The sequence below is a fragment of the Nocardia yunnanensis genome, assembly GCF_003626895.1.
Classification (GTDB): Bacteria; Actinomycetota; Actinomycetes; order Mycobacteriales; family Mycobacteriaceae; genus Nocardia; species Nocardia yunnanensis.
This window is the reverse complement of record NZ_CP032568.1, coordinates 831,824-855,847: the sequence shown is the minus strand read 5'-3', so window position 1 is coordinate 855,847 and position 24,024 is coordinate 831,824. Positions and strand designations below refer to the sequence as shown.

The following is a 24,024-nucleotide window of genomic DNA, read 5'->3' as shown; positions in this document are numbered from 1 at the left end:
GCGCTCGCCGACCGGGTTCACTCTGACCTGAGTATGAGCCTGCCATGTTCACGCGCGGCAACCAACCTCGTCCCGGTGGGCGAACCACCCACCGCGACCCCGCCCTGCCCGCGCCACTGGGTGATCAACACCTCGACCGCCCGTAAACTGCTGTCCGTCAAGGATTTTGCGCCCCCCGCGAGCAACCACGCGCGCAGGGCGCGACGGCGCAGCGCGGGCGCCGCAGTGGCGAGCGTCTCGATTCGCAGCGCCGCACCCTCCCGCGCCGCGCCCAGCAACTCTTCCGCGAGCCCGTCCAGCACCTCGCCGTCCTCGCGCAGCTGGGTCGCCGTGCGCGCCAGCGCCGCGGCCACTCCGCCCCCGAGCACCTCTTCCAGCAGCGGCAGCACCTCGGTCCGCAACCGCACCCGGGTGAATTCGGGCGCGCTGTTGTGCGGGTCCTCCCACGGATTCATCCCCAGGTCTCCACAGAGCTCGCGGGTCACCGCCCGCCGCACCCCGAGCAGCGGCCGCCCCCACGGCACGTCGAACGCCGTCATGCCCTGAATCGACCGTGCCCCCGACCCCCGCGCCAGCCCCAGCAGCACGGTCTCGGCCTGATCGTCGAGGGTGTGCCCGAGCAGCACCGGGAGTCCCTGCCGTGCCGCGTCCAACGCCGCGTACCGCGCCTGCCGGGCCGCGGCCTCCGGACCGCCGGGATGCGCGACCGTGACCGGCAGCACCTGCGCCGACCGGCAGCCCAGTTTCAATGCCAGCACGGCGGTCAGGGCCGCGACTTCCGCGGAGCCGTCCTGCAATCCGTGGTCGACGATCAGGGCGTCGACCGCTGCGGCCTCGGCGCAGGCGGCGGCGGTCAGGGCCAGCGAGTCCGCCCCGCCCGACAGCGCCACCGCGACGACGCCCTCGGGCGCGTAGCGCGCCAGCCACTCCCGCACGGCGCGGCGCATATCCAGCGCGGCACGCGTCTCGGGCAGCCGGGGCCGATCGTTCACGCCCCGATCGTCGCATGCCGGCACCGACCGGCCCCGAGGACGGGGCGCGCTGGCGCATCCGATCTCGCGCAGGCGCAATCGGTGTCGCCGTGCGCGGCGGCGCGCCCGCTCGGACGGGACTGTCGGCGGCCGGGCCCGTCAGCCCAGGACGCGGTTCACCCAGCGCTGCGGATCGCTGATTTCGTCTGTGCGCGGCAGGGTTTCGGGATCGGTCCAGATCGTGTTGAAGCGTTCCATGCCGACGGTGCCGACGACCGCGTCGACGAAAGCCTTGCCGCGCACGTACTGCGCCACCTTGGCGTCCATGCCGAGCAGCGCGCGCAGCAGCCGCTGAATCGGGTTGGCGGGACGCTTGCGCCGCTGGTCGAAGGCGGCGCGAATGCGGGCGACCGAGGGGACGACCGCGGGCCCGACGGCGTCCATGACGTGATCGGCGTGGCCCTCGAGCAGCGTGCCGAGCATGAGCAGCCGGTCGAGGGCGTCGCGCTGCGGTTCGGCCTGGGTGGCGCGCAACAGCCCGATGACCCCGCCCGCCGGATCCTCCTCGCCGCGGCGGCGCGCCTGCACGGCCTCCACCAGGCGGCCGAGCATATCGGCGAGGGGTTCGTCGCCGGTCTCGCCGAGTATCTCGACATTGCGGCGCATGTAGTCGGCGATCCAAGGGGCGGAAGAGAATTGGACCCGATGGGTGACCTCGTGCAGGCACACCCAGAGCCGGAAATCGCTGGGCGGCACGCCGAGTGCGCGTTCCACCGCCATGATGTTGGGCGCCACCAGCAGCAGGGTGCCGTCGGGCCCGGTGAACGGATCGTATTGGCCGAGGATGGCCGTGGACAGGAACGCCAGCATGGCCCCGGCCTGCAGACCCGCCGGCTTCCCGACGAACTTGGCCGCCGACCCGGCTTCGACGCCGCTGCCGGTGAGCTGCGCCATGGAGTCGGCGGCCGCGCGAATCCAGCCGGGCCGATCCACGATCAGCGCGTCCGGCACCACCGAGCCGTCGTCCAGCCCGGTCACCTCCCGCACCGGCCCCTCGGCGCGCACCGAGGCGGCGGCGAGTTCGGTGACGGCCTGCTCGGCGGAGTAGCGGGTGGTGCGCGGCCCGGCGGGCACCAGCGCGGCCCCGGTGCGGGCGGCCACGTTCCAGTCCACCACTCCGGTCAGGTTGGGGCGGGCCTTCCGGGTCAGCTCACGACCTTCGGAATCGGCGGGGGCCGATAGGTTTTCGGGTCCGGTCATAGTCATCCACCCGTCAGGAGCAGCCACAGTTGCGCAGTGCGTTGGCGACGGCGTCCAGCGCGGGTCGACTCACCTCGGGCGGCCGATCGTTCGACATGAGGGCGAACGTCAGCACCCGACCGTCGCGGTCCAGCACATAACCCACCAACGCACTCGATACGGACAGAGTTCCTGTTTTCGCCCGAATCCAACCCGCTCCTTCGCGATCGCGGTCCACGTATCGGCTCACCAGCGAACCGGTGCCGCCCGCGACCGGCAGCATGTCCAGCATGGGAGCGAGCGGGGAGCCCGCGGTCTTCTCGGCGGCCGGTTCGATGCTCGAATTGGCTTGCGAAGCAGCGCGGTCCGGTTGCGCCGCCACCGTCAGCACCCGGTTGAGCAGGCGCGGCGGAATGCGATCCTCGGTCGAGAGTCCGCTGCTGTCCGACATTTTCAGCCCGGTCAGATCGAAGCCCGCGGCCTGCAGCACGGTGGCGGTGGCCGTCACCGCGCCCGCGAAGGAGGCTTCCTGCCCGCCCGCCACGGCGACCTCGCGGCCGATGGCCTCGGCCAGCACATTGTCGGAGTGCACCATGGCCTGCAGCATGCGTTCGCGCAGCGGCGCGGACTGCACGGCCGCCAGCTGGGCCGCGCCCGCCGGGGCGGCGCCCATACTCACCTTGGCCTGGTCGACGCCGAGTTCGGCGGCCAGCCGCTTGCCCGCGTCCAGTGCGGGAGTGCTTGTGCGCGGCGAATATTCGACCAGCGGGTCGAGCCGGCCGCCGTCGATCATCACCGCATCCAGCGGGGCGATGGAGCCGCCCCCGATATCGGACTGCTCCCAGCCGGGCGCGAAGTTGGGTCCGGCATACGCGGAGGTGTCCACCAGAATCGAATCCACCCGCTGGCCCGACGCCTTCACCTGCGCGACCAGGTCCTGCAGTCGCGGCGCGTCGGGGTAGTAGCCCTTGCCGTCGGGCTGATCGGTGATGGTCGGATCACCGCCGCCGACCAGCACGATCTGCCCGGGCGCCGATCCGGCGACCACCTTGGTGGTGATCCGATGGTCGGCGGGCAGCGCCAGCAGCGCCGCCGCGGTGGTGAGGATCTTGGCGGTGGAGGACGGGATCATGCCCTTGTCCGGGTCCAGGGTCCACAGCACCTTGCCGGTGTCGCCGTCGGACACCGAGGCCGCGAACGCACCCAGATCCGGGCTGCCGACCACCGGCGCGAGCGCGGCGCTCAGCCCGGCCGCGGTGGCGGCGGGCGCGGTGACCGGCGCGGGCGCGACCTGCGGGAGCGGTTTCACCGGCGCGGGCGGCGCCGCGATCGTCAAGCCCCCGTGCTGGAACTCCTCGGTCCACGGCTTCAGGATCGCGACCACCGCGACGGCCGCCGCGAGCACCAGGACCAGCAGCGATGACACCAGGATCCAGGTTCTGCGCCGCCGCTTGGTCTCCAGACCACCGATGTTCTGCTTGTTCCGACCAAACACCTGCCGCTGTCTCCCTGATACCTGTGGTGGGCCATGGCTGTACTGCTCGGGGGCCCGGGACATCCCTGCCGAACCCACACACCCGCGCTCCACACTATCCTCGTTGCGCAGTCGTTCCCCCGAACGTGCTGGCGAGTCGGCAGCCATACCGCCCACCGAAGAAGGAGATGACGTGGAGTTCGACGTCACCATCGAGATCCCCCGGGGTCAGCGCAACAAATACGAGGTCGATCACGAAACCGGACGGGTGCGGCTGGACCGCTACCTCTACACCCCGATGATGTACCCGGCCGACTACGGCTACATCGAGAACACCCTGGGCGGCGACGGCGACCCGCTGGACTGCATGGTGCTGCTGCCCGAGCCCGTCTACCCGGGCGTGCTGGTCGAGGCCCGCCCCGTCGGCGTGCTCATCATGAGCGACGAGGCCGGCACCGACGAGAAGCTCGTCGCGGTGCCGAACAAGGACAAGCGCTGGGATCACATCCAGGACGTCGAGGACATCCCGGAGTTCCAGCGCAAGGAGATCGCGCACTTCTTCGAGCGCTACAAGGACCTGGAGCCCGGCAAGTGGGTCAAGGTCGAGGGCTGGGAAGGTCGCGAGAAGGCCGAGAAGCTGGTCGACGAGGCGTACGCCCGCCTGAAGGAGCAGGGCGGCCACTGACAACTCTCGTCACTCTCAGGGCTTCGCCCTGAAAGCCGCGAGACTGTCGGGGCTGCGCCCCTGAACCCCCTTGGCGGCGGCGGGATTTCCTGCCGCCGCCTTTGCTTTGTCACTCCGCCGTGGTGAGCCCCGCGGTGGTGCGCAGCGGCACCTCGCGCCAGAACAGCACCAGCACGAACGCGACCAAGGTGACCGCCGAGGTGGTCAGGAAGACCGTCGACAGCGAGTCGGCGAAACCGACCTTGAACGGGTGCGCCAGAACGGGATTCAGCTTCTGGATCACCGAACTGTCGTTGAGGACGCCCTGCACGCTCGAGGTGTCGTGGTTCAGAAAGCCTTGCGACAGCGCCATATCCGCCGGATTGCCGTCGTGCGCGCCGGAGACGACGGCGGCCTGGAACGTCTTGTCCTGTGCGGCCGCGGTCAGCTGCGTCCGGATATTGGGTCCGAGCTGGTTGAACAGGATGGACAGGAACACCGCCGCGCCGAGCGTGCCGCCGATCTGCCGGAAGAAGGTCGCGGCCGCGGTCGAGACGCCCATATCCCTGGGCGGCAACGCATTCTGCAATGCCACGATCAGCGGCTGCATGAGATTGCCGAGGCCGAAGCCGACGCACAGCATGAACAGCGCCACGATCCCGTAGGCGGTATCGGCCTTCAGATAGTGCAGCAGGAACAACCCGATGGTGATCATGGCCGAGCCGAGCAGCGTGTAGACACGGTAGTGCCCGGTGCGCGAGATCAATTGCCCCGAGATCACCGAGCCGATCATCATGCCCAGCACCATGGGAATCATCTGCAGACCGCCGATCATCGGGCTGGCGCCCCGATCGGCCTGCAAATACTGTGGCAGCAACAGGATTCCGCCGAACATGCCCGCGCCGACCACGAACGAGATGACCACGCCGAGCGCGAAGGTCCGGTTCCGGAAGATGCGCAGCGGCACCAGCGCCGCATCCCCCAGCGCCGCCTCCACCAGCACGAATCCGATCACCCCGAGTGTGCCGATACCGTAGCAGAGCAGCGCTTTCCCACTGCCCCAACCCCATTCGCGGCCCTGCTGGGCCACGATCAGCAGCGGGCTCATGGCGATGATCAACACCACCGCGCCCCAATAGTCCACGCGGTCACGGGGATTTCTCGCGCGCCGGCAAATGCAGCACCCGCGTCACCACGGCCAGCGTGAACAGCCCGATGGGCACGTTCACCAGAAACACCCACCGCCATCCGGCGATCCCGAGAATGCTGTGCTGCCCCGCGAACAGCCCGCCCAGCACCGGCCCGACAACGCTGGACGTCCCGAACACGGCCAGAAAATAGCCCTGATACCGCGACCGCTCCCGCGGGCTCACGATATCGCCGACGATGGTGAGCGCCAACGACATCAGCCCGCCCGCCCCCAGCCCCTGCAAGGCCCGGAACGCCGCCAGCTCGTACATGGACTGCGACAGCGTGCACAGCAGCGACCCGGTCACGAAGATCGTGATGGCAGCCAGATAGAAGGGCTTGCGCCCATACATATCCGACAGCTTCCCGTACAACGGCGTCGCCAACGTAGCCGTGATCAAATACGCGGTGGTCGCCCACGCCTGCAGCGAATACCCGTTCAGGTCATCGGCGATGGTGCGAATCGCCGTCGACACGATCGTCTGATCGAGCGCCGCGAGCAGGATGCCGAGCAGCAGCCCGCTGAGGATCACCAAGATTTCTCGATGGGTGAAGCCGCCCTCGTCGGTCGCTTCGCCTATTTCGGATGTAGCCATGGTCATACCTCCGGTCCCCGCCCTGGAAACGATAGGCCGGAAACCGGAGGTATGGGGTCCTTTTTAGGGTCGTAACCCGGGTTGGGGGTTCGGGGGCGAAGCCCCCGAGAGTTACGAGAGTTGTTATTTCCCCTTGAATTCCGGCGGGCGCTTCTCGAAGACAGCCTGAATGGCTTCGGTCAGATCCTCCGAGGGCAGGAACGCGGAGTTCCAGACCGAGACGTACCGCAGCCCGTCGGCCACCTTCCCGCGCTTGGGCTGATCCAGCACATCCTTGATCCCCTGCACCACCAGCGGCGGGTTACCCGCGATCTCCCGCGCCAGCGCGTGGGCCGCGTCCAGCACCGCATCCTGATCCGCGTACACGTCGTTGACCAGCCCGATCTTCTCGGCCCGCGCCGCGTCGATGTCCTTGCCGGTGAAGGCGAGCTCCCGCACATGCCCCTCGCCGATGATCCCCGGCAGCCGGTGCAGCGAGCCGATGTCGGCGACGATCGCCACCTTGGCCTCGCGCAGGCTGAATGTGGCGTCGGCGCTGGCCAGCCGAATGTCGGCGGCCGCGATCAGGTCCAGGCCGCCGCCGATGCACCACCCGGAGACGGCGGCGATGACCGGCTTGGTGCAGTCGGCCACGGCGGTGACCGACTGCTGCATCTCGCGCACGTGCTTGAGGAAGTCGGTGCGCGGCGCCGCGAGAGCCTTGTCGGCCAGCAGCGGGCCGAACAGCGGGCTCATGGCGGGCAGGTCCAGCCCGTAGCTGAAGTGCTTGCCGGAGCCGGTGAGCACGATGGCCCGCACCTGCGGGTCGGCGTCGAGTTCGCCGAAGACGAGCGGCAGTTCGCGCCAGAAGTCGGGGCCCATGGCATTGCCCTTGCCGGGGCCGGTGAGCGTCACCTGCGCGATGTGGTCCTTGCTTTCGACCTCGAAAGCCTTCCATTCGGTCATCGGTCCAGCGTATCGGGGGTGTCGCGGGCCCGGTGGCCCGGTGTAAATCCTGTGCTAAATCTGCTGCGTCCCAGTGTTTTCCGGCGGCTGTCCGGCGGACGATTAGCGGGTCCGCACAATCTGCGCTTCCCGTTTGTGAGGCATGATGTCGATGCATCACGGAATCGGCCTGGACCGGTTTCATTCTCTCTCGCGCGTTCGCGCCATCCACGCCCTGTACGAATGCTGCTGCAATGTCACCTGGGCGCAGAAGATCGCCGACGGCCGCCCGTATCCCGGTCACGACGCGTTGTTCACCGCGGCCGCCGCGGAGCTGGACGCGTTGTCGGCGGTGGATCTGGAAAGAGTGTTCGATTCCTGTGTCCACGAACAGGTTTCGGAGCATACGGTCGAGGCGTTGATTCCGCTGGTCCGCGCCCGCCTGTATACGCTGCTCGGCCCCGAGGAGGGCTATCCCGAGTACTGATCCCCGGCACATCCACCGCAATCGCTCTACCCTGGTTGCCATGCGCAGGTCGCTGCCACCGGTCGCGTCCAAGGTTTCCGATACCTTGATCGCGCGCGGCCATCACGGTGTGATCATCACTCAACCCACCCCCACCCATACGGCGCAGGAAGCCGCCGCGGCGCTCGGCGTCACGGTCGGCGCGATCACCAAATCGCTGGTGTTCCTGCTCGACGACGATCCGGTGCTGCTGCTGGTGTCCGGCGCGCACCAGGTGCATCTGGATCGCACCGGGCGGCGACTCGACGGCACCCTCACCCGCGCACCCGCGGCAATGGTCCGCGAGGTGACCGGGCAGCCGATCGGCGGGGTCGCCCCGCTCGGCCATCCGACCAATCTGCCCACCTTCGTCGACAACGCGCTGTCGCGGCATCAGGAGTTGTGGGCGGCGGGCGGGCATCCGAACACGGTGTTCCGGACGACTTTCGGCGAGCTGTGCCGGATCACGGCGGGCCTGGCCATCGACGTGGATTGAGGCGGCGGCGCGGACACGGCCGCCGAGCGATTTCTCACCGCGCGGAATAACCGAGCGCCCGAGCACGTAGGTTCGAGACGTGAGCGATTCTCCGACGCCAGGCGCCGAGCTACATGTGCCCGACGACCTGAGCGGCATCACCGCACAGCAGTATCGGGCCGCCATGCGGCACTATCCGGCCGGCGTCACCATCGTCACCGTGAACTCCGAGAACGGTCCGGTCGGTTTCACCGCTACCTCGTTCGCCTCGCTGTCCGCGCAGCCGCCGCTCATCTCGTTCAATATCGCCGAGACCTCCTCCAGCATCGAAGCCATGCTGCGCGCGGAATCCCTGGTCGTGCACTTCCTGGGCGAGCATCAGAAACATCTGGCGCAGCGCTTCAGTCGTTCCGCCGAGGAACGCTTCACCGACCGGTCGCTCTGGACCACGCTCGGCACCGGCGAGCCGGTGCTGCACGGCACCCCGATCTGGGTCCGCGCGACGGTCCACCAACTGCTCCCCATCGGCGACCACACCCTGGTCATCGGCCTGGTCACCCAGGTGCACGACAACACCGAGCACTCCCCCGCGGTCGGCCCGCTGGTGTACTACAACGGCGCCTACCACCGCGCCGAGATCGCCGACTGAGCCTGCGCTAGACCGCGGAGGCGGCGGTACCGATGCCCAGGGCCGCCAGGATCGCCGCACTCACCTGCTCCAGCCGCGCCCGAATCTTCGGCCGCTTCAACAGCGCCACCGCCCGCGCGGCCGCCACCGCCAGCAGGATCATTTCGATTGCCGCGACACTGGATTCGATGGCGCCGAGGGTGAGGGTGTTCACGAACGTCACCTGCACCAGGAACTGCGGCAGCACCGCGAGATAGAACAGGCCGACCTTCGGATTGAACACACAAGACAGCAAACCGGCAGCGAATGCCGCGCGCAGGGTGACCGGCTTCCCCTCACCCGCCGGAATCTCCGCCTCCCCGGCCTCCTCCGCCCGCTCGCGCCGATGCGCCAGCAGCGCCCGAATCCCCAGATACACCAGGTAGATTCCGCCGATCACCTTCAGCGTGCGATAGGCGGTGGCCGACTGCTCCAGCAGCGCCGCCAGCCCCGCCGCGACCACGCTCGCCCATACGATCCCGCCGAACGCCGACCCGATGGCCGCCGCGATCCCGGGCCGCGATCCGGCCATCGAGAATCGCAGCACCAGAAACGTATCCGGCCCGGGCGTGAGCGCCAGCAGCACGCACAATCCGACGAAACTCAACAGCAGCGGAAAACTCATACCCCCATCGCAACCCATCCGCCGAGGCTGCGCAAGCACGCTACCGGCCTGACCAGCCCCCGACGAACGGGTCAGACGTGCATCCCAACGCGACAACTGATTTCGCGAGTTCCGGGTAACTCACCGGGTACGACCAGAATTGGTTCGGCACCCGACCGGCGGCACGGATGCACGATTCCTACGGCTCTCGGCCGCCCGCTAGATACGCGGAGAGGCGGGGGAGCACTCCGCACCCAGCTCACCGAACAGGTTGGTGTTCATGGTGAATGCCAACCGTGCCTCGTCCAGCACGCGATCGACTTCGGGTCCCTCCAGGGGAAGCTGGTCGAGAGCTTCGCGGTAATCCCGTTTGAACGCGGCGGGATTGGAGATCTCGTCGAACACGTAGAACCGCACGCCATCCCCCTTCTTCGGCAGGTTCCACAGTTTCTCCGCGGTGCCGCGAATGACCTGACCGCCGGAGAGATCCCCCAGGTAGCGGGTGTAGTGGTGCACAACGTAGCCGGCGGGCCACTCGGTCGCGACTTCTTCGATGCGGGCGGCGTAGGCGGCGGTGGCGGGCAGCGCGGTCAGTTCGTCACGCCAGTTCTCGCCACCGAGGTGAGCCAGATCGGCCTCCAGTGCGGCCAGCCGCGCCAGTTCCGGTTTGACGAAGGGCCCCGCCACCGGATCGGAAGCCAAAGTCTCGGAATGCTTTTCGAGCGCCGCGTACACGAACCACAGCTGGGAGGTGTAGCGGTAGAACGCCTCCACCCCGAGCTGCCCGGTGAGCAGATCCCGCATGAACGTGGAATGCTCCGCCTCGTTGTGCTGCTGCTCGGTCGCGGTGCGAATAAGCGTCGAGAACGGGGCGCTGGTATCCAACATGCTCGTGCTCCTCGTGATCAACTCCGGGGCACCCCACTTTGGCTACCCTAACTTCCTCCTCGACCATACGCCCCAGCAACGATCTCGCGATTCGAACTTTGCGGCCCACCCGATCCAACTTTCGGACGATTTTTCCGAGACGGTCGCGCCATCGGTCACAGCCGCCCGCTTGGATCCCGCCTTCCGGTTCCGCCTTGACAAGGCCGCGAAACATCTGCCAGTCTCTGCAATCAGGTCATGAGTACCAGCGTCAAGCCCCGGCTAGCTGGTCGGCAACCCTCCTCCGCGGTGGGGTGCTCCGGGTGACGACCGGGCCGTCGCCCGACCGGGCACGGCAAGCGCGGACTCTCGATCGATTCGCTTTCCGTTGTGAGGGCGGCAGCTCCGATCGCGTGTCCATGAACCCGATGGGATTTCGTGATGACCGCATTCGCCGACCAGACCTGTGCCCCACTCGCCCCCGTATCGGGCTGTGACCTGCGGGTTCCGCTCGTTCAGGGCGGGACCGTCGGATACGCCAACTTCGACTACGCGGCGAGCGCCCCCGCCCTGCGGCAGGTCACCGACCGAGTCGCCGAGCTGCTGCCGTTCTACGCCAGCGTGCATCGCGGCGCCGGCTACGCCTCCCGGGTCTCGACCGACTGCTACGAGTCGGCCCGCGGCTCGGTGGCCCGATTCCTCAACGCCGCCGACGACCAGGTGGTGGTGTTCACCCGCAACACCACCGACTCGCTGAACCTGCTCGCGTCGTGCGTACCCGGCGACACCGTGGTGCTGGACGTCGAGCATCACGCCAACTTCCTGCCCTGGACCCGCCACGGGCGCCGCGTGGTGCCGGTCGCCGACACCATCGAGGAGACCGTTCAGCGGGTGGTCGCCGAGCTCTGCTCGAAACCCGCTGCGCTGCTGGCGGTTACCGGCGCGTCCAATGTGACCGGCGAGCTGCTGCCGCTGGAGCGGCTGGCCTGGATCGCGCATCAGTGCGGCACCCGCATTCTGGTGGACGCGGCCCAGCTGGCCCCGCACCGCCGCATCGATCTGGCCACTACCGGCATCGACTACCTGGCCTTCTCCGGCCACAAGGCGTACGCCCCGTTCGGCGCGGGCGTGCTGGTCGGCCGCCGCGACTGGCTGGACGCGGCCGAGCCGTATCTGGCGGGCGGCGGGGCGGTGCGCTCGGTCACCACCGACGGCGTCGAGTGGGCCCCCGCCCCGCAGCGTCACGAGGCGGGTTCGCCGAACGTGCTGGGCGTGGCCGCGCTGGCCGTCGCGTGCGACGCCTTGGCCGCACTGGACGAGACCACCGTCGTCGAGCACGAGCGGTACCTCACCCACCGCCTGCGCTACGGCCTGAAAACCGTTGCGGGCGTGAACTTCCTGCGCATCTGGCGCGACAGCACCGATGCCGTCGGCATTGTCGCCTTCACCGTCGACGGCTTCGAGCCCGGCCAGGTGGCGGCGTATCTGTCCGCCGAGCACGGCATCGGCGTCCGGGACGGCCGCTTCTGCGCGCATCCGCTGCTGGCTCGTCTCGGCGTGGACGCCGCCCTGCGGGCCAGCATCGGCCTGGGCACCACCGCCGCCGATGTCGACCGGCTGATCGATGCCATCGCCACCCTGGTCGACCAGGGTCCGAGCTGGAATTACGGCCGCACCGAAGGACATTGGAACCCGGTGCCGGAGACCCGCCCCTTCGGCGGGTCGGCCGAGGGCGCGGCGCCCTGCGGATTCTGAGCCGCCTCCGAGCCGCGCGGGCGGCCTCCGGTCCGGGCGGGCGTCAGGGCACGAGGTAGCGGGCGGCGAGTTCCTCGATGAGCGGATCGCCGTCGGCCACCGCGTCCAGCCGGTCCAGGTCGTCGCGCACCGAGACCTGCCGGGTGTCCTCCTGCTCGGAGTCCGGCGGGCCGTCCTCCTCGAGTTGCCGCACCAGCTTCTCCCGCACGCGTTCTCGTAGCGAATTGCTCATGGGCAGAGCATGCCCGCGTCAGACCGGCGCAATCCAACTTCCCCAGGGCGTGTTCCGCACAACGGTGAAGACAACGAGAAAAGCCATCGCTACCCACATGGCCGAGCGGGGCAGCACCCGGGGTAGTCGCGGCGGCGTCGGCCGGCCCTGCCAGCCACGCACCAGCCAGGTGCCCCACCAGGCCAGGAAGCCGAGGGCCAAGGGCAGGATCAGCACATTGCTGTGAATGGCATCGAGGACCCGGCCGTCGGTGAGATTGTGCAGGCCGCGCAGACCGCCGCAGCCGGGGCACCACCATCCGGTGAGCTCGTAGAACGGGCAGTAGCCGTACGCCCCGGAAACGTGCGGATCCCGAAAATGCAGCAGCGCCAGCCCGCCCGCCACCCCCGCACCGGCGAGCACCGGCAGCCCGAGACCCAGCCACCTGGGGCGGGTGGGCGTTTCGACGGCTGCTGCGGTGGTGTCCACGAGGATCAACGGTAGCCGCACCCGCACCCGCCTGCCAGGTCGGACCGCGACTTCGCACCCGCTCGACCGAGCGCGCTTGGGTATGCTGCCCCGGCAATCGTTTTCGAGTCGGGGGATTTCACTCATGTCACAAAACCAGGGTGGCAACAAGATGCGCGGCGTTCTGGCCGTCGTCGGCGCCGTCGCCATCATCATTCTGATCAGGGTCGGGGTCCGCCTGATCGACAGCACGTTCGGTCTGATCGGCCTGCTCGTCGTACTGGTTCTCGGTGCGGGCGCCTACTTCGCCCTCAAGTACCGGGCGCAGACCACCTCCACCACCGCCGCTCCGGCCTACACCCAGGCCCCGAGCCCGTTCGACCAGCAGCACACGCCGCCGCAGGGCTATCCGTCCCCGTCCGGCTACCCGGCGCCCCCGACGGGACCGGCGGCGTCCGGCTACGCGGCGCCGCAGCCAGGCTATTCCGTTCCGCCACAAGGGTATTCCGCGCCGCAAGGCTACTCCGCGCCGCCGCAGGGCTATCCGCCGCAGCAGTTCGCGCCGCAGGGCCGGCAGCAGGGTTTCGCACCGCAGGGCTACCCGAACACGCCTGCCCCGCAACAGAATCAGGCCGGCTCGCACGGTGCTCCGACGCAGCCGGGCAACTATCAGCAGCAGGGTTACCAGCCGCAGCCCGGATATTCGCAGCCGGGCTACCCGCAGCCCGCACCGCCGAGCTATCCGCCGCAGCAGCGGTAATCCGTTGTCGGTGTAGATATTTCGCGGTCCGCGTCAGATCGATCTGACGCGGACCGCTGTCGTCGCAGCCTGTTTCCCTTGTGCCACAGGCCGTTTCCGACTCAACGCGGCCGAGCGCGTTCGACCACCGGAGCCGTCAGCGCCCCCGCCAGCATGTCGACGATCTCTCCCCAGGACCCCACGTCCCCCGCCACCACCCGACCGGCCTCCACCGCACGTTCGTGATCGGCCAGCAGCGCGAACAACACGGTCGGCAACGCCCGTAACCGCCGCAGCCGCAATCGTTTCGGCAGTTCGGTCAGGGTTCCCTCCAACTGCCGCATGATCACCCGCACCGAGGTGCGCCGCGCCGAATCCAGATTGGCGGCGTCGTTGACCGCCGGATGGGTGTGGATCTGTTCGAGAAACCTGGCGTAGTGGTGGATTCCGTGGCGATCGCTGAGTTCCAGCATGGGAATCACCAGCGCCTCCAGCAGCTCGTGCACCCCGGGCGCACCCGCGCCGGCCAACTCGGCCAGCAGTTCCAGCCGCCGCACTTCGAGGGTGGCGAGCCGATATTCGACCACGGCGAGGATCAGCCCGTCGCGGGACCCGAAGTGGTACTGGATGGCCGAGTTGTTCCGCTGCCCCGCCGCCGCCGCGATATCGCGCAGCGGCACCGCCTGCCCGCGCTCGGCGATCAACTGTTCCGCCGCGAGGATGAGACGCTCCCGCGCCCCCGTCGCCGTCGGCGGTGTCGTTCCAGTCGCTCCAGGTAACTCCGTCACAGCTGCACCATAGCCTCCACCAGCGGATAAAGATCTCCTCCTTGACGGTTAAGAATATATCCTTAAAGCTGCTTGTGACTGTCGTCACCCAGAAGGACTGAATTCTCGATGATCCTGGACACCTTCCGACTGGACGGCCGCGTCGCCGTCGTCACCGGCGCGGGCCGCGGCATCGGCGCCGCCACCGCCCTCGCCCTCGCCGAAGCCGGTGCGGACGTGGCCATCTCGGCCCGCACCGCCACCCAGCTCGACGAGGTGGCGGGCAAGATCCGCGCCCTGGGCCGCAATGTCGTCACCGTCCCCGCCGACCTGTCGGACCTCGCCGCCGTCACCGCCCTCGCCGAGACCACCGCCGCCGAACTGGGCCGCCTCGACATCGTGGTCAACAATGTCGGCGGCACAATGCCCAACACCTTCCTCACCACCACCGCCGACTTCCTCGAGGAGGCGTTCCGCTTCAACGTCTCCACCGCGCACGCCCTCACCCAGGCCGCGGTGCCGCACATGCTGAAGAACGACGGCGGCTCGGTCGTCAACATCTCCTCGATGATGGGCCGGTCCCCCGGGCGCGGCTTCCTGGCCTACGGCACCGCCAAGGCCGCCCTCGCGCACTGGACCCGGCTGGCCGCCGCCGACCTCTCGCCGCGCATCCGGGTGAACGCCATCGCGGTCGGCTCGGTGCTCACCTCCGCGCTGGAAGTCGTTGCGCAGCAACCGGAGATCAAGAAGCAGATGGAGGACGCCACCCCGCTGCACCGGCTCGGCGAACCGTGGGAGATCGCCGCCGCCATCGTCTACCTGAGTTCCCGCGCGGGCGGCTACGTCACCGGCAAGGTGCTCGAGGTCGACGGCGGCATCGCCGCGCCCAACCTCGATCTGCCCATCCCGGATCTGTGATCCGCCGCGCCCCAGGAGTTTTCCCGTGACCTATCGCGTAGTCCAGTGGAGCACCGGCAATGTCGGCCGGCGCACCCTGCGTTCGATCATCGCCCGCCCCGAACTCGAGCTGGTGGGCGTCTGGGTCTCCGGCCCGGGCAAGGCCGGCAAGGACGCCGGCGAGCTGGCCGGTCTCGACCGCGAAATCGGCGTCACCGCAACCCAGGACGCCGCGGCGCTGCTGGCGTTGCGGCCCGACTGCATCGTCCACACCGCCATGGCCGACGACCGCCTGATGGAGGCGGTGGAGGATCTGAAGACGTTCCTGCGCGCCGGCATCAATGTCGTCTCCAGCAGCCCGGTCTTCCTGCAGTTCCCCTACGGCACCCTGCCGGACGAGGCCATCGCCCCGATCGTCGAGGCCGCCGAGGCGGGCGGCGCGTCGCTGTGGGTCAACGGCATCGACCCCGGCTGGGCCAACGACTGGCTGCCGTTGCTGCTGACCAGCGGTTCCGAACGCATCGACAAGATCATCTGCTCGGAGGTGATGGACTACTCCACCTACGACAATCCGAAGGTCCTGTTCGACATCATGGGCTTCGGCAGCGCCCTCGACGACCTGCCGCTGCTGCTGCAACCGGGTGTCCTCACCCTCGCCTGGGGCAGCGTCATCCGCCAGCTCGCCGCCGCCCTCGACATCGAACTCGATGCCGTCACACAGCATTTCGACCGCCTACCGGCCACCGAGGACCTGAAGGTGGGCGGCCGCACCGTCGCCGCGGGCACGGCCGCCGCGCTGCGCTTCCAGGTGCACGGCGTCAGCCGGGGCCGCGAAGTCCTCACCCTCGAACACACCACCCGCCTGCACCCCGATCTCGCGCCGGACTGGCCGCAACCGGCCGGAAAGGGTTGCTACCGAGTGGAAGTCCAGGGCGAACCGGATTACCTGCTCGACCTGCAGCTCTACAGCAACGGCGACCACGCCGAGGCCGGCATCGTCGGCACCGCGGCTCGCCTGGTCAGCGCCATCCCGGCGGTGGTGCAGGCGCGCCCCGGCCTGTTGACGGCCATGGATCTACCGCTCACCACCGGTCGCGGCCTGATCTCCTGACCGCTCCTCGCCCCGGTCGCCGAGCAGCCGGGATCGTTCGACCACCGCGACGGCCCGTCCCTCGTGTGCGATGACGATCCACTGCCCGGCGACCCGGGCCAGTGCCCGGCCGACCGGTTCGGTGGTGCCGGCGAACGGCAGTGCCGGTAGCAGGTATTCGGCGACCGGGTCGGCATCGGGCGCGGTCGCGAGTCCGTCGACTGTGACCGCTCCCAGCACCTCAGCTATCACGGTCGGCCCGGATGCCCTGCGCTGCAACACAACCGGCAGCACCTCGCGGTCCCCGAGCAGTTGTCGCGCCTCCGCCACGGTCGCGCCCGACGGCACGGTGTCCAGATCCTCATCCAGCTCGAGCTCGCTCAGCACCGCCCCGATCGTCGGCTCGTCCGTGACCGTGGTGAGCGGAAATCCCAAGCTCCCCAACCATTCATCGCTGTAGTATTTGGACAGATAGGCCCGCCCCGAGTCCGGCGCGATGACCACCACCACATCGTCCGGCCCGAGCGTCCGCGCGGTCCGCAAGGCCGCCGCGATGGCCGTCCCCGACGATCCGCCGAGCAGCAATCCTTCCTCCCGCGCCACCCGATGCAGGATCCGAATGGCCTCGGCATCGGGAATCCGCTCGATCCCGTCCAGCACCTCCGGGTGATACGACTCCGGCCACTCGTCCGCCGCCGTCTCGGGATGCAGGAAATGCCCCACGGCCTCGACATACCAGATCCGCCCGTCCCCACCGCCGTACACCGACGTCACCGGATCGGCCCCGATCACCCGCACCGCCCCGCCGGACGCCTCCTTCAAAAACTCACCGGCCCCCGTGATGGTCCCGCCCGTCCCCACCCCCGCCACGAAATGCGTGACCCGCCCACCGGTTTGACGCCAAATCTCGGGCCCGGTGGTCTCCCGATGCGCGGCCGGATTCGCCGGATTGTCGTACTGCCCCGCGAACCACGCCCCCGGAATCTCCGCCGTCAGCCGCAAAGCCACCGTCCGCAACTGCTCCGGATGCCCCACCGGCCGCAACCCCGGCGTCTCGTGCACCTCCGCCCCATACGCCCGCAACAACGCCTTCTTCTCCGCACTCACCCGATCCGGCACCACCACCACAACCCGATACCCCCGCGCCGCCGCCAACCCCGCCAACCCCAACCCCGTATTCCCCGAACTGGCCTCCACCACCGTCCCACCCGCCCGCAATTCCCCCGCCCGCTCCGCCGCCACCAACATCCCCAACGCAGCCCGATCCTTCACGCTCCCACCAGGATTCAAATACTCCAGCTTCACATAAACCCGAGCCCGCACCCCCTCAACCACCCGATTCAACCGCACCAACGGCGTCCCCCCGACAGCCCCGGCAACCGACTCGAACACACCCAGTTCATCCACACCCCAACATTCGCAGACCCCCCCACCCCCGGACAGATTTCCCCTCACCCCGAACCCAAGCCCCGCCTCACGCGGCAGCTACGGCGCGGCCCGTTGGCGGCGCCGTCATACCCGCAGCCAGCAGCTGTCGCCGCCGTGAGCGCCGCACCAACGCTCACCGCGCCGTCCGCATCGGCCGACATCACCAACGGCAACAGCACTCTCGCCGGTAGCAACTTCACCGTCGGCCAGAGCTACACCCTCAGCTCGACGATCCCGGTCGCGGCGAACGCGACCTTTATCCTGATCGACCAGGACGTCACCGGCAACACTCTGAACAGCACGACCAAGACGCCGATATCGAACTGGTCGGGCTCCACCCGGTGGACACCGAAAACAGCTGGCAATCACCAGATTTGGGTCGAGGAGGACATCAACGGCACCTCACAGTACATCTCGAACATCATCAGCGACATTTCCGTGGCCGCCGCGCCCGCGTCGACCGGAAGCGCCTCCTCCATACCGGTCATCGGAAGCCTGCTGAGCAGCCTCTCAGCCAAATAGGCCACTCAGCACCGAGGTTCAGCCCGCCCTGGCCGAACCTCGCCCCAGTTGAGACCCGCGTAGCTGCGGAGGTCCTTCATCAGGCACACGAGCCGTTCTGCCTCGGGGGCGCGCTGGGTCAGTAGTCGAACTTCGGGTCCGATGAGCAGCTTGACCACGAACAGGACGCTGACAACCTGACCAGCACGACCAATCGACGCCCTTCCTTCTCCGGGCCTGGACACCTTGGTGGGATTCGTACCCCAAAACGACAGCAGGTGGAGAGCGTGAGTCGCTCTCCACCTGCTTGTTTGGAGCCGCCTGGGGGAATCGAACCCCCGACCTTTTCATTACGAGTGAAGCGCTCTACCGACTGAGCTAAGGCGGCGTGCCTTCCGGCGGTGCGAGTCTATCGTCTCGCCGCCGGATCGCGAAAACGGGTGGTTGGGGTCACGGGTGCGACGCGGGGTCAGGCGGAACGGGCCGCGATCAGGGCGGCGGCCATGGCGGCGAGGGCGAAGCGCGGCTTGACGTTGGTCTCGAGGGCCTCGCGACAGTCGAGGACGGCCTGGATCGAGCGCAGCAGGCCCTCGGGGCGGACGTCGGTGGCGAGTTCGCGGATCTGCTCGGCCATATCGGGATGGGTGAGGACGACGCCTGCGGAGGAATCCGCCTTGGCCGCGCCGAAGCGGACCGCGAGCGCGTCCCGGTACATGCCGGCGACGTCGATCAGTGCCCGGTCCAGCGCGTCGCGCCCGGTTCGGGTGGACCGCGACTTCTGGCGTTTCTCCAGTTCTTTCAGCGCACCGGCGGAACCTCGCGTCGCCGACGCGGCGCCCTTGCCGGTGCCGCCCGCGCCCAGCGCGATCGCCAGCTCCTCGCGTTCCTTCTCGTCTCGCTCGGCGCTGACCTGCTTGGCCTCGTCATCGGCCGACTTCACCAGCTCGTCGGCCGCCTGATAGGCCGCGCCCGGGCGCGCGGTGGCCGTGACCAGCGCCAGGGCCCGCTTGCGCCGGGCACGCGCCTGCTCGTCGGTGGCCAGCCGGCGGGCTCGGCCCACATGCCCGCCGCTCACCGCCGCCGCCCAGCCGGCGGTGCGCTCGTCGAGCCCGTCCCGGTCCCGCAGCACCTGCGCGATCGAGGCGACCGACGGCGTCGCCAAATGCACATGGCGGCAGCGGGATCGCAGCGTCACCGAGATGTCCTCGGGATCGACCGAGGGCGCGCAGAGCAGGAACACCGTCCGTTCCGGCGGCTCCTCCACCACCTTCAGCAGCACGTTGCCGGCGGCCTCGGTCAAACGGTCGGCGTCCTCGACGACGACCACCTGCCAGCGGCCGGTGCTCGGGCGGCGCGAGGCCACCTGCACGATCTCGCGCATCTCCTTGGTGCCGATGCTCAGCCCCTCCGGCACCACCCGGCGCACGTCACCGTGGGTGCCGGCCATGGTGGTGGCGCAGGCGTGGCAGCGCCCGCAGCCGGGCGACCCCTCGTCCGTGCACTGCAGGGCGGCCGCGAAACACAGCGCCGCCACCGATCGGCCCGAACCGGGCGGACCGGTGAACAACCACGAATGCGTCATGGCCGACGACGATCCGGCCCCATCCCGCGCCGCCACCGCCGCAGCCGTCAGGTCGGACTCGACCGCACCCTGGCCGACCAGCCGATCGAAGACACCCGCCACGCCGACCACCTTAGCCGCCACCCCCGACAACCCGGCCGACGGTCACCGCCCGCGCCGAGCCACGACCACTGCGCGCGTCGCCTCAGCGATCACTCCGCGCGTCGCCTCAGCCACCACTCCGCGCGCCGCCCCAGCCACCACTCCGCGCGCCGCCCCAGCCACCACTCTGCGCGTCGCCTCAGCGCTCACTTCGCGCGTTGGCCTCGCGCTCACTTCGCGCGTTGGCCTCGCACTCACTTCGCGCGTTGGCCTCGCGCTCACTTCGCGCGTTGATACGTGGTGTTGGCTCCGTCCAAGGCTTCCCGGATGATGTCGGCGTGCCCGGAGTGGTGCGCGATCTCCCGCAGGATGTGCAACAGGATGTAGCGCACGGTCAGGTACTCGCGCTCCGGCGCCCACGGTGCGGTCGGCGTCGGCACCGAATCCTCGAGGTTCGGCAGCTCCCGGATCAGCTTGGCGGTGTGCCCGGCGACCACCTCCCATTCGGCCAGCAGCCCCGCCACCGTCTGATCCGGATCCAGCCGGTACTCGGAATCCATTCGGGAGACATCGAATTCGGCGTTCGGGTCACGCTCGACGAGAATCGTCGTCCAGTGCTTCTCGACATTCACCGCGTGGTTGAGCAGACCGCCGAGGGTGAGTTCACTGACCGTGCTGCGCTCGCGCGCCTGGGCGTCGTCGATGTTCCGGAGAGTGATCCGGAACGTCTCCCGCTGATTGTCGAGAATCTTGATCAGTTCTTCACGCTCGTGGTCGACGGTCATCGAATGTCCTTCCGCTGGTGCGTGTTACCGGCCTCACGCTACGGCAGACCACCGACAGAAACCGGCGGAAATGCAAAGCGCCCCCGCCGGAACGGGGGCGCTTCGAGACGCCTGCGATCAGGACTGCGCGGCAGCCGTGGTCTTCTTCGCGGCCGCCTTCTTGGCCGGCGTCTTCTTCGCCGCCGCGGCCTTCTTGGTAGTGACCCCGTCGGCGGTCTTGGCCGCGGCCTTCTTCGCCGCCGCCTTCTTGACCACGGTCTTGGCCACCGCGGTCTTCTTCGCCGCCGCCTTCTTGGCCGTCTTCTTCGCGGTCTTCTTCACCGGCCCGCGCGCCCGCCGATCCGCCAGCAGCTCCGAGGCGCGAGCGTCGGTGATGGACTCGACCTCGTCGCCCTTGCGCAGGCTGGCGTTGGTCTCACCGTCGGTGACGTACGGGCCGAAGCGCCCATCCTTGATCACCATCGGCTTCTCCGACACCGGATCCACACCCAGTTCGCGCAACGGCGGCGCGCTCGCCGACTGCCCGCCACGACGCTTGGGCTCGGCATAGATCTTGAGCGCTTCCTCCAGCGTCACCGAGAAGATCTGATCCTCGCCGGCGAGCGAACGCGAGTCCGTGCCCTTCTTCAGATACGGCCCGTAACGCCCGTTCTGCGCGGTGATCTCGTCCCCGGACGCCGGATCGACGCCCACCACCCGCGGCAGCGACAACAGCTTCAACGCGTCCTCGAGCGTCACCGTCTCCACGCTCATGGACTTGAACAGCGAGCCGGTGCGCGGCTTCGGCTTGTCGGCCGCCTTCTTGGCGGTCTTCTTCGCGCCGGTGTCGATATCCTCCGCCGGTTCCGGCAGCACCTCGGTGACGTACGGCCCGAAACGCCCTTCCTTGGCGACGATCTCGTGCCCGCTGACCGGATCGACGCCCAGCGAGCGACCCTCCTGCGGCGTCGCGAACAGCTTCTCCGCGACCTCCGGAGTCAGCTCGTCCGGCGGCAGATCATCGGGCAGGTTGGCCCGCTGCGATACCGGATCCCCGTCCGGGTCATCGGGATTGACGATCATCCGCTCCAGATACGGCCCGAACTTGCCGACCCGCACCACCACATCGCGGCCCTGATCGTCACCGAACAGCTTGATGGAGTTGACTTCTCGCGCGTCGATGCCGTCGAGCCGTTCGCCCACCATCCTTTTCAGGCCACCGGACCGCGCCACCGAACCCTCGGCGCCGTGATCACCACCGAAATAGAAGGAGGACAACCAGTTTCCGCGCTGCTCGCGTCCACCGGCGATGGCGTCGAGGTCGTCCTCCATGGCCGCGGTGAAGTCGAAATCCACCAGGCGGCCGAAGTGCTCCTCCAGCAGCCCGATCACCGCGAACGCCACCCACGACGGCACCAGCGCACTGCCGCGCTTGTACACGTACCCGCGGTCGAGAATCGTCTTGATGATCGAGGAGTAGGTCGAAGGACGGCCGATGCCAAGATCTTCCAGCGTCTTGATCAGCGATGCTTCGGTGAAGCGCGCGGGCGGATTGGTGGTGTGCCCGTCCGGCGCGAGCTCGATGGCGGTCACGCCCTGGCCCTCGGTCAGCGCGGGCAGCCGGGATTCGGCGTCATCGGACTGGCCGCCCGCCTCCTCGTCGACGCTCTCCACGTAGGCCTTGAGGAAACCCGCGAAGGTGATGGTCCGGCCCGACGCCGAAAACACGCACTCCTCACCGGAATTCGCGACACCGGTGATCCGCACGGTCAGCGTGGTGCCCCGCGCGTCCTGCATCTGCGAGGCCACGGTGCGCTGCCAGATCAGCTCGTACAGCTTGAATTCGTCGCCGTCGAGCTTGTTGGCCAGCTGCCCCGGCGTGGCGAAGGTGTCACCCGAGGGGCGAATCGCCTCGTGCGCCTCCTGCGCGTTCTTGACCTTGCGGGTGTACTGCCGCGGCGTGGGGCTCACGTACTGGGCGCCGTAGAGCTGGGTCGCCTGCGCCCGCGCCGCCTGAATCGCGGTGTCCGACAAGGTCGTCGAGTCGGTACGCATGTAGGTGATGTAGCCGTTTTCGTACAGCCGCTGCGCCACCCGCATGGTGCGCTCGGAGGTGAAACGCAGCTTGCGCGCCGCCTCCTGCTGCAGCGTCGAGGTCATGAACGGCGCGTACGGCTTTCGCGTGTACGGCTTGGATTCCACCGAGCTGACCGTGAGATCCGCCCCGTGCAGCCCCTCGGCCAGCCGCTGCGCGTAGCCGGCGTCGAGGACCACCACGCCCTGCGACTTCAGCTGCCCGTCGGCCCCGAAATCACGACCGGTCGCCACCCGCGCACCCTCGACCGCGACCAGGCGCGCACCGAAGACCCGCGGATTGCCGCCCTCCTCGCTGCCGCCGGCGTCCAGCTTGGCCGCGATATCCCAGTACTCGGCGGAGCGGAACGCCATGCGCTCCCGCTCGCGCTGCACGATGACGCGCGTCGCCACCGACTGCACGCGGCCCGCCGACAGTCGCGGCATGACCTTCTTCCACAGCACCGGCGAGACCTCGTAGCCGTAGAGCCGGTCCAGGATGCGCCGCGTCTCCTGCGCGTCGACCAGATCCTGGTCCAGTTCGCGGGTGTCGGCGGCGGCGGCCTGAATGGCCGGTTCGGTGATCTCGTGGAACACCATGCGCCGCACCGGCACCTTGGGCTTGAGTGTCTCGAGCAGATGCCAGGCGATCGCCTCGCCCTCGCGGTCGGGGTCGGTGGCGAGGTAGAGCTCGTCGGCGTCGGCCAGCAGGCTCTTCAGCTCACTGACCTTCCCCTTCTTTTCGGGGCTGACCACATAGATGGGCTCGAAATCATGATCGACGTCGACGCCGAGCCGAGCCCACTGCTGTCCTTTGTATTTGGCGGGCACATCCGCCGCGCCCCGCGGCAGGTCCCGAATATGGCCGACCGACGCCTCCACCACATAACCGCGACCCAGATACGGCGCGATCTTCTTGGCCTTCGTCGGCGACTCCACAATCACGAGACGACGCAGGGAACGGCCCTGGTCGGGCGCTGCCTGGGAGTTCGGCGCTGCACCGCGGTCTCGTGTTGCCACCGGCGAACACACCTTTCGTCTCGATCCGCGTCGACGCTGGTGTTAATGCGCCACACGCGGCTGGGGCAAACGGCCGCGATGTCCGATATCGCTGCCAGCAACGTTTATACCGTGTTCAAAGGCCGCGGCTGGTGCGCGGCGACGATGTAGCCCCTGATCGTGATCGAGTGTAATGGGTCCAGATATGAGTCGTCCCCCACCGCCCGGGGGCGGTGGGGGACGGAACCTGTGGGTTGGCTCGCTCTCAGAGCGCGCGAACACCGGTGGCCTGCGGGCCCTTGGTGCCCTGGCCAACCTCGAACTCGACCTTCTGGTTCTCCTCGAGGGTGCGGAAGCCCGAACCCTGGATCTCGGAGTAGTGGACGAAGACGTCAGCGGAGCCGTCCTCGGGCGCGATGAAGCCGAACCCCTTCTCCGCGTTGAACCACTTCACAGTTCCCTGTGCCATTCTGTTCCTTCTCTTTCCATACCGGA

Annotated in this window: 23 protein-coding genes, 1 tRNA gene, 1 pseudogene and 1 riboswitch; of the genes and pseudogenes, 9 read left to right on the top strand and 16 right to left on the bottom strand. The window is 68.6% G+C overall.

The window, feature by feature from the left end; genetic code table 11:
• Positions 1 to 17 precede the first annotated feature (17 nt).
• The 3 genes from tilS to dacB all read right to left on the bottom strand — a co-directional run bounded on the left by tilS (position 18) and on the right by dacB (position 3,705).
• Positions 18 to 947, bottom strand: a complete 930-nt coding sequence (gene tilS / locus D7D52_RS04025; protein ID WP_120743778.1) for a tRNA lysidine(34) synthetase TilS — start codon at positions 945 to 947, stop codon at positions 18 to 20.
• Positions 948 to 1,130: 183 nt separating this feature from the next.
• A complete protein-coding gene (locus D7D52_RS04020; RefSeq protein ID WP_120735111.1) occupies positions 1,131 to 2,237 on the bottom strand; it encodes a zinc-dependent metalloprotease in 1,107 nt (368 codons plus the stop codon).
• A gap of 7 nt (positions 2,238 to 2,244) precedes the next feature.
• Complete coding sequence (gene dacB / locus D7D52_RS04015; protein WP_246023629.1) at positions 2,245 to 3,705, bottom strand: D-alanyl-D-alanine carboxypeptidase/D-alanyl-D-alanine endopeptidase; 1,461 nt, start codon at positions 3,703 to 3,705, stop codon at positions 2,245 to 2,247.
• Between the two features lie 172 nt (positions 3,706 to 3,877).
• On the opposite strand from dacB, the gene ppa reads away from it, so the two are divergent.
• Complete coding sequence (gene ppa / locus D7D52_RS04010; RefSeq protein ID WP_120735109.1) at positions 3,878 to 4,369, top strand: inorganic diphosphatase; 492 nt, start codon at positions 3,878 to 3,880, stop codon at positions 4,367 to 4,369.
• A 109-nt stretch (positions 4,370 to 4,478) separates the two neighbouring features.
• Here the strand turns inward: ppa and D7D52_RS04005 are convergent.
• Positions 4,479 to 6,138: pseudogene (locus D7D52_RS04005) on the bottom strand (MDR family MFS transporter).
• A gap of 117 nt (positions 6,139 to 6,255) precedes the next feature.
• The gene (locus D7D52_RS04000; protein WP_120735108.1) at positions 6,256 to 7,077 is read right to left on the bottom strand and encodes a crotonase/enoyl-CoA hydratase family protein; all 822 of its coding nucleotides are present in this window, start codon (positions 7,075 to 7,077) and stop codon (positions 6,256 to 6,258) included.
• A 151-nt stretch (positions 7,078 to 7,228) separates the two neighbouring features.
• On the opposite strand from D7D52_RS04000, the gene D7D52_RS03995 reads away from it, so the two are divergent.
• The 3 genes from D7D52_RS03995 (at position 7,229) to D7D52_RS03985 (ending at position 8,685) form a co-directional block, all read left to right on the top strand.
• Positions 7,229 to 7,543, top strand: a complete 315-nt coding sequence (locus D7D52_RS03995; protein WP_246023628.1) for a 2-oxo-4-hydroxy-4-carboxy-5-ureidoimidazoline decarboxylase — start codon at positions 7,229 to 7,231, stop codon at positions 7,541 to 7,543.
• Between the two features lie 40 nt (positions 7,544 to 7,583).
• A complete protein-coding gene (locus D7D52_RS03990) occupies positions 7,584 to 8,057 on the top strand; it encodes a YbaK/EbsC family protein (protein WP_120735107.1) in 474 nt (157 codons plus the stop codon).
• A 163-nt stretch (positions 8,058 to 8,220) separates the two neighbouring features.
• Positions 8,221 to 8,685, top strand: coding sequence for a flavin reductase family protein (locus tag D7D52_RS03985; protein ID WP_120743776.1), 465 nt, complete (start codon positions 8,221 to 8,223; stop codon positions 8,683 to 8,685).
• A gap of 7 nt (positions 8,686 to 8,692) precedes the next feature.
• Here D7D52_RS03985 and D7D52_RS03980 read toward each other — a convergent pair whose 3' ends face one another.
• Complete coding sequence (locus tag D7D52_RS03980; RefSeq protein ID WP_120735106.1) at positions 8,693 to 9,328, bottom strand: LysE family translocator; 636 nt, start codon at positions 9,326 to 9,328, stop codon at positions 8,693 to 8,695.
• Positions 9,329 to 9,526: 198 nt separating this feature from the next.
• Positions 9,527 to 10,195, bottom strand: a complete 669-nt coding sequence (locus tag D7D52_RS03975; RefSeq protein WP_120735105.1) for a biliverdin-producing heme oxygenase — start codon at positions 10,193 to 10,195, stop codon at positions 9,527 to 9,529.
• Positions 10,196 to 10,428: 233 nt separating this feature from the next.
• Positions 10,429 to 10,542, top strand: a riboswitch (SAM riboswitch).
• Between the two features lie 73 nt (positions 10,543 to 10,615).
• Here D7D52_RS03975 and D7D52_RS03965 point away from each other — a divergent pair.
• Positions 10,616 to 11,929 (top strand): aminotransferase class V-fold PLP-dependent enzyme, encoded by a 1,314-nt coding sequence (locus tag D7D52_RS03965; RefSeq protein WP_120735103.1) that lies wholly within the window; start codon positions 10,616 to 10,618, stop codon positions 11,927 to 11,929.
• A 43-nt stretch (positions 11,930 to 11,972) separates the two neighbouring features.
• Here D7D52_RS03965 and D7D52_RS03960 read toward each other — a convergent pair whose 3' ends face one another.
• Both D7D52_RS03960 and D7D52_RS03955 read right to left on the bottom strand, forming a co-directional pair.
• The gene (locus tag D7D52_RS03960) at positions 11,973 to 12,161 is read right to left on the bottom strand and encodes a hypothetical protein (RefSeq protein WP_120735102.1); all 189 of its coding nucleotides are present in this window, start codon (positions 12,159 to 12,161) and stop codon (positions 11,973 to 11,975) included.
• An 18-nt stretch (positions 12,162 to 12,179) separates the two neighbouring features.
• Positions 12,180 to 12,629: a DUF2752 domain-containing protein gene (locus D7D52_RS03955; RefSeq protein WP_120743775.1), complete on the bottom strand. Its 450-nt coding sequence runs from the start codon at positions 12,627 to 12,629 to the stop codon at positions 12,180 to 12,182.
• Positions 12,630 to 12,753: 124 nt separating this feature from the next.
• Here D7D52_RS03955 and D7D52_RS03950 point away from each other — a divergent pair, with 124 nt between their 5' ends.
• Complete coding sequence (locus D7D52_RS03950) at positions 12,754 to 13,368, top strand: hypothetical protein (protein WP_120735101.1); 615 nt, start codon at positions 12,754 to 12,756, stop codon at positions 13,366 to 13,368.
• A gap of 101 nt (positions 13,369 to 13,469) precedes the next feature.
• Here the strand turns inward: D7D52_RS03950 and D7D52_RS03945 are convergent, their stop codons facing one another.
• Entirely contained in the window at positions 13,470 to 14,135 is a 666-nt protein-coding gene (locus D7D52_RS03945; protein ID WP_120735100.1) for a TetR/AcrR family transcriptional regulator, read from the bottom strand.
• Positions 14,136 to 14,243: 108 nt separating this feature from the next.
• Here D7D52_RS03945 and D7D52_RS03940 point away from each other — a divergent pair, with 108 nt between their 5' ends.
• Together D7D52_RS03940 and D7D52_RS03935 are read left to right on the top strand one after the other, a co-directional pair.
• Entirely contained in the window at positions 14,244 to 15,032 is a 789-nt protein-coding gene (locus D7D52_RS03940; RefSeq protein WP_120735099.1) for an SDR family oxidoreductase, read from the top strand.
• A 25-nt stretch (positions 15,033 to 15,057) separates the two neighbouring features.
• Positions 15,058 to 16,122 (top strand): NAD(P)H-dependent amine dehydrogenase family protein, encoded by a 1,065-nt coding sequence (locus tag D7D52_RS03935; protein WP_120735098.1) that lies wholly within the window; start codon positions 15,058 to 15,060, stop codon positions 16,120 to 16,122.
• Here the strand turns inward: D7D52_RS03935 and D7D52_RS03930 are convergent.
• Complete coding sequence (locus tag D7D52_RS03930) at positions 16,087 to 17,493, bottom strand: PLP-dependent cysteine synthase family protein (RefSeq protein ID WP_342775282.1); 1,407 nt, start codon at positions 17,491 to 17,493, stop codon at positions 16,087 to 16,089. The genes D7D52_RS03935 and D7D52_RS03930 overlap by 36 nt on opposite strands.
• Positions 17,494 to 17,643: 150 nt before the next feature.
• Between D7D52_RS03930 and D7D52_RS37535 the strand changes: the two genes are divergently transcribed.
• Entirely contained in the window at positions 17,644 to 18,051 is a 408-nt protein-coding gene (locus tag D7D52_RS37535) for a hypothetical protein (protein WP_162958155.1), read from the top strand.
• Positions 18,052 to 18,342: 291 nt separating this feature from the next.
• Here the strand turns inward: D7D52_RS37535 and D7D52_RS03925 are convergent.
• From D7D52_RS03925 to D7D52_RS03905, 5 genes are all read right to left on the bottom strand, one after another.
• Positions 18,343 to 18,418 (bottom strand) — tRNA-Thr (locus D7D52_RS03925).
• A gap of 81 nt (positions 18,419 to 18,499) precedes the next feature.
• Positions 18,500 to 19,714, bottom strand: coding sequence for a DNA polymerase III subunit delta' (locus D7D52_RS03920; protein ID WP_120743773.1), 1,215 nt, complete (start codon positions 19,712 to 19,714; stop codon positions 18,500 to 18,502).
• Between the two features lie 257 nt (positions 19,715 to 19,971).
• On the bottom strand, positions 19,972 to 20,478 hold the full coding sequence (locus D7D52_RS03915; protein ID WP_120735097.1) for a DinB family protein: 507 nt from the start codon (positions 20,476 to 20,478) through the stop codon (positions 19,972 to 19,974).
• Positions 20,479 to 20,595: 117 nt separating this feature from the next.
• Entirely contained in the window at positions 20,596 to 23,475 is a 2,880-nt protein-coding gene (topA, locus tag D7D52_RS03910) for a type I DNA topoisomerase (RefSeq protein WP_120735096.1), read from the bottom strand.
• 319 nt (positions 23,476 to 23,794) lie between these two features.
• Positions 23,795 to 23,998 carry a cold-shock protein gene (locus D7D52_RS03905; protein WP_029925108.1) on the bottom strand — a complete coding sequence of 68 codons (204 nt, stop codon included), beginning with the start codon at positions 23,996 to 23,998 and terminating at the stop codon, positions 23,795 to 23,797.
• Positions 23,999 to 24,024: the final 26 nt, after the last annotated feature.

Bases quoted from the DNA above. Each gene is read 5' to 3' on its own strand.
- tilS (WP_120743778.1), bottom strand. From the start codon at position 947: ATGCGCCGCGCCGTGCGGGAGTGGCTGGCGCGCTACGCGCCCGAGGGC.
- D7D52_RS04020 (WP_120735111.1), bottom strand. From the start codon at position 2,237: ATGACTATGACCGGACCCGAAAACCTATCGGCCCCCGCCGATTCCGAA.
- D7D52_RS04000 (WP_120735108.1), bottom strand. From the start codon at position 7,077: ATGACCGAATGGAAGGCTTTCGAGGTCGAAAGCAAGGACCACATCGCG.
- D7D52_RS03995 (WP_246023628.1), top strand. From the start codon at position 7,229: ATGCATCACGGAATCGGCCTGGACCGGTTTCATTCTCTCTCGCGCGTT.
- D7D52_RS03990 (WP_120735107.1), top strand. From the start codon at position 7,584: ATGCGCAGGTCGCTGCCACCGGTCGCGTCCAAGGTTTCCGATACCTTG.
- D7D52_RS03985 (WP_120743776.1), top strand. From the start codon at position 8,221: ATGCGGCACTATCCGGCCGGCGTCACCATCGTCACCGTGAACTCCGAG.
- D7D52_RS03980 (WP_120735106.1), bottom strand. From the start codon at position 9,328: ATGAGTTTTCCGCTGCTGTTGAGTTTCGTCGGATTGTGCGTGCTGCTG.
- D7D52_RS03975 (WP_120735105.1), bottom strand. From the start codon at position 10,195: ATGTTGGATACCAGCGCCCCGTTCTCGACGCTTATTCGCACCGCGACC.
- D7D52_RS03965 (WP_120735103.1), top strand. From the start codon at position 10,616: ATGACCGCATTCGCCGACCAGACCTGTGCCCCACTCGCCCCCGTATCG.
- D7D52_RS03960 (WP_120735102.1), bottom strand. From the start codon at position 12,161: ATGAGCAATTCGCTACGAGAACGCGTGCGGGAGAAGCTGGTGCGGCAA.
- D7D52_RS03950 (WP_120735101.1), top strand. From the start codon at position 12,754: ATGTCACAAAACCAGGGTGGCAACAAGATGCGCGGCGTTCTGGCCGTC.
- D7D52_RS03940 (WP_120735099.1), top strand. From the start codon at position 14,244: ATGATCCTGGACACCTTCCGACTGGACGGCCGCGTCGCCGTCGTCACC.
- D7D52_RS03915 (WP_120735097.1), bottom strand. From the start codon at position 20,478: ATGACCGTCGACCACGAGCGTGAAGAACTGATCAAGATTCTCGACAAT.
- D7D52_RS03905 (WP_029925108.1), bottom strand. From the start codon at position 23,998: ATGGCACAGGGAACTGTGAAGTGGTTCAACGCGGAGAAGGGGTTCGGC.